The sequence below is a fragment of the Olivibacter jilunii genome, assembly GCF_900607235.1.
Taxonomy (GTDB): Bacteria; Bacteroidota; Bacteroidia; order Sphingobacteriales; family Sphingobacteriaceae; genus Olivibacter; species Olivibacter oleidegradans.
Genome location: NZ_LR027861.1, coordinates 107,008 through 114,848, shown reverse-complemented (window position 1 = coordinate 114,848; position 7,841 = coordinate 107,008). Strand labels below are relative to the sequence as shown.

The window sequence follows — 7,841 nt, the reverse complement described above, 5'->3', positions numbered from 1 at the left end:
CCCCAACCCCAGCCACTTCTCCAACCAAAACCTAAGCCGAAGCCGCCGCCCCAGCCAAAACCACCGCCCCAGCCGGCATAGCCATACCAAGGGTCAAAAAATGGGTCGTAATAGGACATGCCTGGTGTCGCATAGTAAAAGCGATTGATACGATTGGCATATTCAGAGTCGCTATATTCGTCTGCATATGCATCCCCATAGCTGTCCGCATATTCATCGTCGTAATATCTTCCATTCTGATCTGCATATTGGTCGGCATAAGCATTGGTATCCGTATCTGCATATTCATCGTAACCTTCTGCAGGCTCGGCATACTCATCGTAATAGTCCGGGCTGCGATAGGCGATCTCCTTTGCCTTTGTCTTCCCTCCATAAACATCATCCTGAAAAGTATTCTGTGCGTACTGACTGGTAGCGCAAGATCCTAAGGATAAGGCACCTATCAATATGGCACTTTTTATGATTAATGGTTTACTTTTCATTGTTCTTTCCTTTCAAATAATTTTGTGGTCTTTATAACGTTAGACACCGTTAAACCGAAAAGGTTTAATAGGTAAACGGTTGTAAAAATGCGTCTGCTACAAAAATAATTTAATAATCCTTACATTCGCAAAATGGAAGTAACTTTACAGTGATTTTAACATTTTTAACAAATTTTAACAGTTCCTTTTGCTTTCCATTTAAAGTACAATTTTTATTCCAAACATACAACAATGAGTAAAGGTATAACTAGCAGAAATGAAGACTATTCGCAATGGTATAATGAATTAGTAAGTAAAGCCGATTTAGCAGAACATTCCGCCGTACGTGGATGTATGGTTATTAAGCCCTATGGATACGCTATATGGGAAAAAATGCAAGCGGCACTTGACCAAATGTTTAAAGACACCGGCCACAGCAACGCCTATTTTCCGCTCTTCATACCAAAGTCATTTTTTTCAAAAGAGGCTTCTCACGTGGAAGGTTTTGCCACAGAGTGTGCCGTTGTGACACACTACCGTCTTAAAAATGACGGAAATGGACAAATCATTGTTGACGAAGAGGCAAAATTAGAGGAAGAGTTAATTGTAAGACCAACCTCGGAAACCATTATATGGAATACTTACAAAGGCTGGATACAGTCTTATCGCGATTTACCCATCTTGGTCAATCAATGGGCCAATGTCGTACGTTGGGAGATGCGCACGCGTCTATTTTTGAGAACAGCTGAATTTTTATGGCAAGAAGGGCATACGGCGCATGCCACAAGCGAGGAAGCTGTGGAAGAAACAGAACGTATGCTGAATGTATACGCTACTTTTGCCGAAGAATGGATGGCTTTACCTGTGGTTCGTGGAAGAAAAACGGAGAACGAACGTTTTGCGGGAGCTTTAGATACCTATTGCATCGAGGCGCTTATGCAAGATGGTAAAGCTTTACAGGCAGGCACCTCCCACTTTTTAGGGCAGAATTTTGCAAAGGCCTTTGACGTTAAATTTACGTCGAAAGAAGGCAAGCTGGATTATGTATGGGCAACCTCTTGGGGGGTATCTACCCGCTTGATGGGTGCTTTAATTATGGCCCACTCGGATGATGCCGGATTGGTTTTGCCTCCTAAATTAGCGCCTATCCAAGTAGTTATTGTACCGATTTATAAAACAGAAGAAGAGAGCCGGCAGATAGGCGCACTTGCCGATAACTTAATAGCACAATTGAAGCAAAAGGGGATTTCCGCCAAATATGACGACCGTGATACGCAACGTCCCGGATTCAAATTTGCCGAATGGGAGCTTAAGGGAGTGCCGGTCCGTGTAGCGATAGGAGCTCGTGATTTGCAAAATGGAACTGTGGAGCTGGCAAGAAGGGATACGCAAAGCAAAGAAACGGTTCCGCAAACAGGATTAGCGGAAGCCATCGAACAATTATTAATTACTATACAGGAGAATATCTACCAAAAAGCACTAACTTACCGCGATGCACACATTACCGAAGTAAATTCTTATGAAGAATTTAAAAAGGTGCTTGAAGGGGAGGGCGGCTTTATCTCGGCCCATTGGGATGGTACAGTAGAAACGGAGAAAAGAGTCAAGGAGGAAACCAAAGCGACCATCCGCTGTATTCCTCTTAATAATAAAGAGGAAGAAGGAACGTGTATATTTACGGGCAAACCATCAAAACAACGGGTGTTGTTTGCTAAGGCTTATTAATTGGTTATTAGTTATCGGTTACTGGTTCTTAGTCATAATCGATAATTGGTTATTAGTTCTTGTTCATAGTCAATAACTAACAACTAACAACGAATAACTAACAACTAACAACGAATAACGAAATTTATGAAATTCGCAACAAAAGCTATACATGCAGGGCAGCATCCCGATCCGACAACCGGAGCGGTGATGACGCCGATTTATCAGACATCGACGTACTGGCAACAATCGCCTGGGGAACATAAAGGTTATGAATACTCGCGAGGTACCAATCCGACGCGCAAAGCACTGGAGGAATGTATTGCAGCCTTGGAAAATGCTAAATATGGTTTGGCTTTCTCCAGTGGTATGGCCGCTACCGATACGGTGCTACGCTTGCTAAAGCCAGGGGACGAGGTTATTACGGGTAATGATTTATACGGCGGTTCGTATCGGATCTTTACAAAAGTGTTTGAGAAGTTTGGTATTAAGTTCCATTTTGTTGACTTCACGAGGCCTGAAACTATCCGGTCTTATTTAAACGATCAAACAAAGCTGATCTGGATTGAAACTCCTACGAATCCAACGATGCAAATTGTTGATATTGAAGCGGTAGGACTCATTGCGAAAGAGGCTGGCGTTCTATATGTAGTGGACAATACCTTTGCTTCGCCTTATTTACAAAATCCGATCGATTTAGGCGCAGATATTGTAATGCATTCAGTTACGAAATATATAGCCGGACATAGCGATGTGGTGATGGGCGCTTTAGTCACCAATAATGAAGAATTGTATAAGCAATTGTTCTTTTATTATAACGCATGTGGCGGTACACCGGGGCCTCAAGATAGTTTCCTGGCTCTTCGCGGTATAAAAACGCTTCATCTTCGTATGAAAGCTCATTGTGAGAATGGTAGGCAGATAGCCCAATTCTTACGGAATCATCCAAGAATTGAAAAGGTATATTGGCCGGGTTTTGAAGACCACCCAAATCATGAAGTAGCTAAAAAACAGATGCGCGATTTCGGTGGTATGATTTCCATTGTTTTAAAGGACGCCTCCCTACAGGATACCTTCAAAGTAGCTTCCTCGTTTAAAGTTTTTTCTTTAGCCGAATCGTTGGGAGGCGTTGAATCTTTGATCAACCATCCCGCTACCATGACCCACGGCTCTATTCCAAAAGAAATTAGAGAAAAAGTCGGAGTTGTTGATAATCTAATCCGCATTAGTGTTGGTGTCGAAGATATTGAAGACCTTTTGAAAGATTTGGAGCAAGCTCTTAAGTTATAAGCTTTAGGTTATACGTTGTACGAATTAATAGCTGTTTGTTGACCACTAATCACTAAATGCTAACTGCTAAATGCTTCATTTAAAAGACTTCCTCGATCGTAAGGTTGAACAATATAATCAGCCTGGATTTATTGAAAATGATCCGATCTGCATTCCGCATCAATTTTCAGTAAAGCAGGATGTGGAAATCATGGGCTTTTTCGCAGCGGTATTAGCTTGGGGACAACGGAAAACCATTATTAATAAATGCCGCGAACTAATTGACAGAATGGATGGAAAGCCTTATGCGTTTATTGTAGGACATGAACCAGATGATTTGAAAGGCTTGTTGGGCTTCAAGCATCGAACTTTTAATGATACTGACTTGCTGTATTTCGTCAGCTTTTTCAGAGCGCATTATGAACGTTTTAACTCCCTGGAGGATGCGTTTTTGCCTTCATCGATGTCGAGCGAGTTTAGGGAAGACTTTTTAATGGAGGGGCAGGAAGAAGCTGTATCAAGTCAAGAGATGAGCAGTAATGTATGTTATCAAACTGAGCTTATACGTCCGAATTTAAAGGTTGAAGATGCATTGAATCGTTTTCGGGCATATTTTTTTAGTTTACCGGATTACCCTACCCGCACACGAAAACATATCAGTTCACCGGCTCAAAAGTCAACTTGTAAACGCCTTAATATGTTTTTACGCTGGATGGTTCGCAATGATCTTCGAGGAGTGGATTTCGGCATTTGGAAGCGAATAAGAATGAGCGAGTTAATTTGTCCCTGCGATGTACATGTTGAACGGGTTGCCAGGCATTTAGGTTTAATTACGCGTAAACAGACGGATTGGAATACGGCTGTTGAACTAACAGACAACCTTCGACTACTAGATGCCAACGATCCCGTGAAATACGACTTTGCTTTATTCGGGCTGGGGGTTGAAGGGGAATTGTAAATTGTCGAGTGGTTGAGAAGTCAAAACGTTGAGTAGTTGAGACGTTAATTGAGAGGTCAAAACATTGAGTAGTCGAGATTTTACTACTTAACTATTTAACAACTTAACCATTCCACTACCTAATTAACCAATTTTAACAGCCCTTAACATCTCCCGCTTTCCCGGTGCTCCGGGTGCTTTTTCTATGGAAAATCCCAGACTTTTCATCGTACGCTTTAGGTTGCCTGTAATAGCATAGGTTACAAATACGCCTCCCGGTTTTAGAAAGGAACATGCATGTTCAAGCGTTTCCAATGTCCACATTTCCGGCTGATGAATCGCAGCGAAGGCATCAAAATAAAGTACGTCAACACGTTGTTTGCTGTTGAAGCTAAGTACTTCTTGATGGGCAATCGTTAAGTCTATTTCGTTCACTAAGCATTGTGGATTGGATAGAGCTTGGCCATAATGCTCCAAGAATGAATGCCAAAGAGTAGCATCTACTTCTTTGTCATAACCCGTTTGTGCAATCACCTCAACTTCGAGTGGATAGGCTTCAATACCGGTATAGGTTAGTTTAATGTTTTGTTTCAAGCAATAATCCGCGGTCAACAAAAAATTAAGACCTGTTCCGAATCCTACCTCTAGAATCGATACTTTCTCATTTTGTGAAGTTAACCCCTGTTGGAGGAGGTATTGTAACCCGGATTGAAGAAATACATGCCTGCTTTCCTGCACCGCTCCATGCTTGGAGTGATAATGCTCTCCGACCGTTTCATGGAAAATAGTTTTCGAGCCGTCAGCGGTTATTACAAAGTTCATTTGTTTTACGTTAAGTTGTTGAATAGTTGAGTTGTCGAAACGTTAAATAGGTGAATCGTTTAAAATGTTGAGTAGTTAAAACGTTGAATTATCAAAGCGTTAAGCCACTCAACTACTTCTCTACTCAACCACTCAACTATTTCTCAAATTCATGTACAGCAGTACTTAAATCGTATACAGGTACCGCTACACGAGCGGCAATAATGCTCGAGCCGATAGCCGAGCGATAGCCGCCGGCGCAATGTACGACAATCGGCTTTTCTTCCGGTATTGCTTGAAGCGATTCCCGTAATCGGGGCAGGGGTATATGAATGGCTTCCTTAAACAACTTGCCCTTCTTTAGCTCGCTATCATTGCGAATGTCGATAATTGTAAAGTCAGTTTCGTTTTCTTTGAAAAAAGAAAGATCGAACGCTGGACTTACATTACTGCTTTCCGTTGATGTAAGATAGCCTTTACACTGACTCTCATAACCGATCTTGGCCAGTTTACGTAATAAACCATCCGCGTTTCGTTCTTCCGCAACAATTAAATAGAATGATTCGCCCGGCCCAACAATACTGCCGACCCAGGTCTCAAATTTGTTGCCATCCGGAATATTAATGGCATGTGGATAATGCCCGGCTCTGAATACATGTGCAGGGCGCGTATCGATGAGCAAAGCGGTAGTGTTTTCAATTTCTGATTCCACTATACGTATAATGTGTGCCAAGCTTGCTTCCAAATCGTCGGCCCCCGAACGATTGATTGCTACATCATGGACAAAGTACTTTGGAATAAAAGGCTGGTCATCCATTAGCAATTCTACAAATTCCGACTCTTCCATGGGGCGTAAAACCGGGTTTTCTTTGAGCTCTTTGCCAATAGTGCTTTGTAACTCTTTACTCATGCTCCTGCCACAAAGCGAGCCAGGGCCATGTGCGGGATAGACTACAACGTCAGCCGGTAACTTCATGATTTTGCTGTGCAAGGTATGATACATGGCTTTTGCCAATTCGGTCGCTTTTGCCTTTACATTTCCAACATTTTCGCGAAGATCGGGTCGTCCAACGTCTCCAACGAAAAGGGTATCACCTGTAAACAAAGCCAATTCTTTTCCGGTTTGATCGCTCAACAGTACACAAATACTGTCGGGTGAATGTCCGGGAGTATTAAGTGCTTTTAAAGTATGACTACCAATTTCAATCACATCGTTTTCGTCAAAAGATTGATGTGGATAATCCGCTTCTACTAACTTACTGGTATAAATGGCGGCTCCCGTACGTTTATGAAGCTCCAAATGACTGCTTACAAAATCTGCATGAGGATGTGTTTCAATGATGCCGATAATTTTGGCATGATTTTCTCTTGCAAAGGCGAGGTACGGCTCAGGATCTCTTGCCGGATCAACCAGTACCATTTCGTTATTACTAACAATAGCGTAAGAAGCATGGGAGAGCCCGGTGTCGTAAAATTGTTCTATCTGCATGTCAACCAAAATATGGGCAAAGGTACAAAAAATGGTCAGGGAGGGGGAACCTTTAATTGTCAAATAAATTACTATGCGTTTAATTATTCACATCATCGGTATATCGTTTCTTCTTACCGTATTCTGCCCCATAGAACAAGGTGAATTTGGAGAAGCAATCGATAAAGGCGAGATTGCTTATGACGCTATCGACGAAGCTTCGGGTTTAGTCTGCAGTGGTTATAATCCAGGTTATTTCTGGACACACAACGATAGCGGTGATCAGGCCCGTGTGTTTTTGCTGGATAGCGCGGCGAGACATAAAACAACCTATTATTTAGAAGGAATTGACGCCCGTGATTGGGAAGATATGGCTGCCATGAAAGATAGCGGGAAGTCTTATTTATTAGTTGGCGATATTGGCGACAATTTGGCAAAACATTCAACTATTTATGTTCATAAGTTTGAAGAGCCAAAAATTAATGAGAACAACGTTGTTGATACCATTCCTAAACAGTCCATTACAACGTACACTCTTCGCTATGAAGACGGTCCGAAAGACGCTGAGTCCCTATTTTTCGACCCTATTGATAAAAAGCTCTATATTATAAGTAAGCGCGACCTGCATGTTGGTGTCTATGAAGCGATACTTCCTGCACAGAAAACTGATACGATTACCCTGAAAAAGCGTATTTCCATTCCTTATACCTTTGTTACAAGTGCCGATATCTCGCCGGATGGTAAGGAGGTGCTGATAAAAAATCTACTGAATGTGTATTATTGGAAGCGTAAGCAAGGTGAATCTATACCCGAAATGTTTCGTCATGAAGGCACTATGCAGCCTTATCAGCCCGAACCGCAAGGCGAAGCAATCACTTTTGCACGGGACGGGTCCGGTTATTATACGACAAGTGAAAAACCTTTTGGATTGCCCGCACATATTTATTTTCATAAGAGACATGCGGGCTTTAAGTAATAGGCTATAAGCTATAAGCAATAGGCTATAAGCTATAAGCAATAGGCTATAAGCTATAAGCCTTATGGATATCATACTCCACCTTATACCTTCAATCTTACTTCTCACTGCTCCAAAGCTAACTTCTATTTAACATAAACTTAATGGTTCTTTTGTTTGTTTGTAAGTGTTTGTTAATGAGTGTTTTGTGCTTTGTTTTTATCTGCTTGCTGCTATGCTGTTAAC

6 protein-coding genes and 1 pseudogene are annotated in these 7,841 nt (G+C 41.9%); 4 read left to right on the top strand and 3 right to left on the bottom strand.

The features are described 5' to 3' along the window. Positions 1–482 (bottom strand): annotated as a pseudogene (locus E0E36_RS26930) (hypothetical protein); the annotation flags it as partial. A 231-nt stretch (positions 483–713) separates the two neighbouring features. On the opposite strand from E0E36_RS26930, the gene proS reads away from it, so the two are divergent. The 3 genes from proS to E0E36_RS26915 all read left to right on the top strand — a co-directional run bounded on the left by proS (position 714) and on the right by E0E36_RS26915 (position 4,392). Then, positions 714–2,186 carry a proline--tRNA ligase gene (gene proS, locus E0E36_RS26925; RefSeq protein ID WP_130858509.1) on the top strand — a complete coding sequence of 491 codons (1,473 nt, stop codon included), beginning with the start codon at positions 714–716 and terminating at the stop codon, positions 2,184–2,186. Positions 2,187–2,312: 126 nt separating this feature from the next. Further along, entirely contained in the window at positions 2,313–3,455 is a 1,143-nt protein-coding gene (locus E0E36_RS26920; RefSeq protein ID WP_130858508.1) for a cystathionine gamma-synthase, read from the top strand. 70 nt (positions 3,456–3,525) lie between these two features. Next, a complete protein-coding gene (locus E0E36_RS26915) occupies positions 3,526–4,392 on the top strand; it encodes a TIGR02757 family protein (RefSeq protein ID WP_130858507.1) in 867 nt (288 codons plus the stop codon). Positions 4,393–4,515: 123 nt separating this feature from the next. Here the strand turns inward: E0E36_RS26915 and mnmC2 are convergent, their stop codons facing one another. Together mnmC2 and E0E36_RS26905 are read right to left on the bottom strand one after the other, a co-directional pair. Beyond that, positions 4,516–5,193 carry a tRNA (5-methylaminomethyl-2-thiouridine)(34)-methyltransferase MnmC2 gene (gene mnmC2 / locus E0E36_RS26910; protein WP_130858506.1) on the bottom strand — a complete coding sequence of 226 codons (678 nt, stop codon included), beginning with the start codon at positions 5,191–5,193 and terminating at the stop codon, positions 4,516–4,518. 136 nt (positions 5,194–5,329) lie between these two features. After that, complete coding sequence (locus E0E36_RS26905; protein WP_165447094.1) at positions 5,330–6,661, bottom strand: MBL fold metallo-hydrolase; 1,332 nt, start codon at positions 6,659–6,661, stop codon at positions 5,330–5,332. A 73-nt stretch (positions 6,662–6,734) separates the two neighbouring features. On the opposite strand from E0E36_RS26905, the gene E0E36_RS26900 reads away from it, so the two are divergent. Beyond that, entirely contained in the window at positions 6,735–7,616 is an 882-nt protein-coding gene (locus tag E0E36_RS26900) for a hypothetical protein (protein WP_130858504.1), read from the top strand. Positions 7,617–7,841 lie beyond the last annotated feature (225 nt).

Bases quoted from the DNA above. Each gene is read 5' to 3' on its own strand.
- proS (WP_130858509.1), top strand. From the start codon at position 714: ATGAGTAAAGGTATAACTAGCAGAAATGAAGACTATTCGCAATGGTAT.
- E0E36_RS26920 (WP_130858508.1), top strand. From the start codon at position 2,313: ATGAAATTCGCAACAAAAGCTATACATGCAGGGCAGCATCCCGATCCG.
- E0E36_RS26915 (WP_130858507.1), top strand. From the start codon at position 3,526: ATGCTTCATTTAAAAGACTTCCTCGATCGTAAGGTTGAACAATATAAT.
- mnmC2 (WP_130858506.1), bottom strand. From the start codon at position 5,193: ATGAACTTTGTAATAACCGCTGACGGCTCGAAAACTATTTTCCATGAA.
- E0E36_RS26905 (WP_165447094.1), bottom strand. From the start codon at position 6,661: ATGCAGATAGAACAATTTTACGACACCGGGCTCTCCCATGCTTCTTAC.
- E0E36_RS26900 (WP_130858504.1), top strand. From the start codon at position 6,735: ATGCGTTTAATTATTCACATCATCGGTATATCGTTTCTTCTTACCGTA.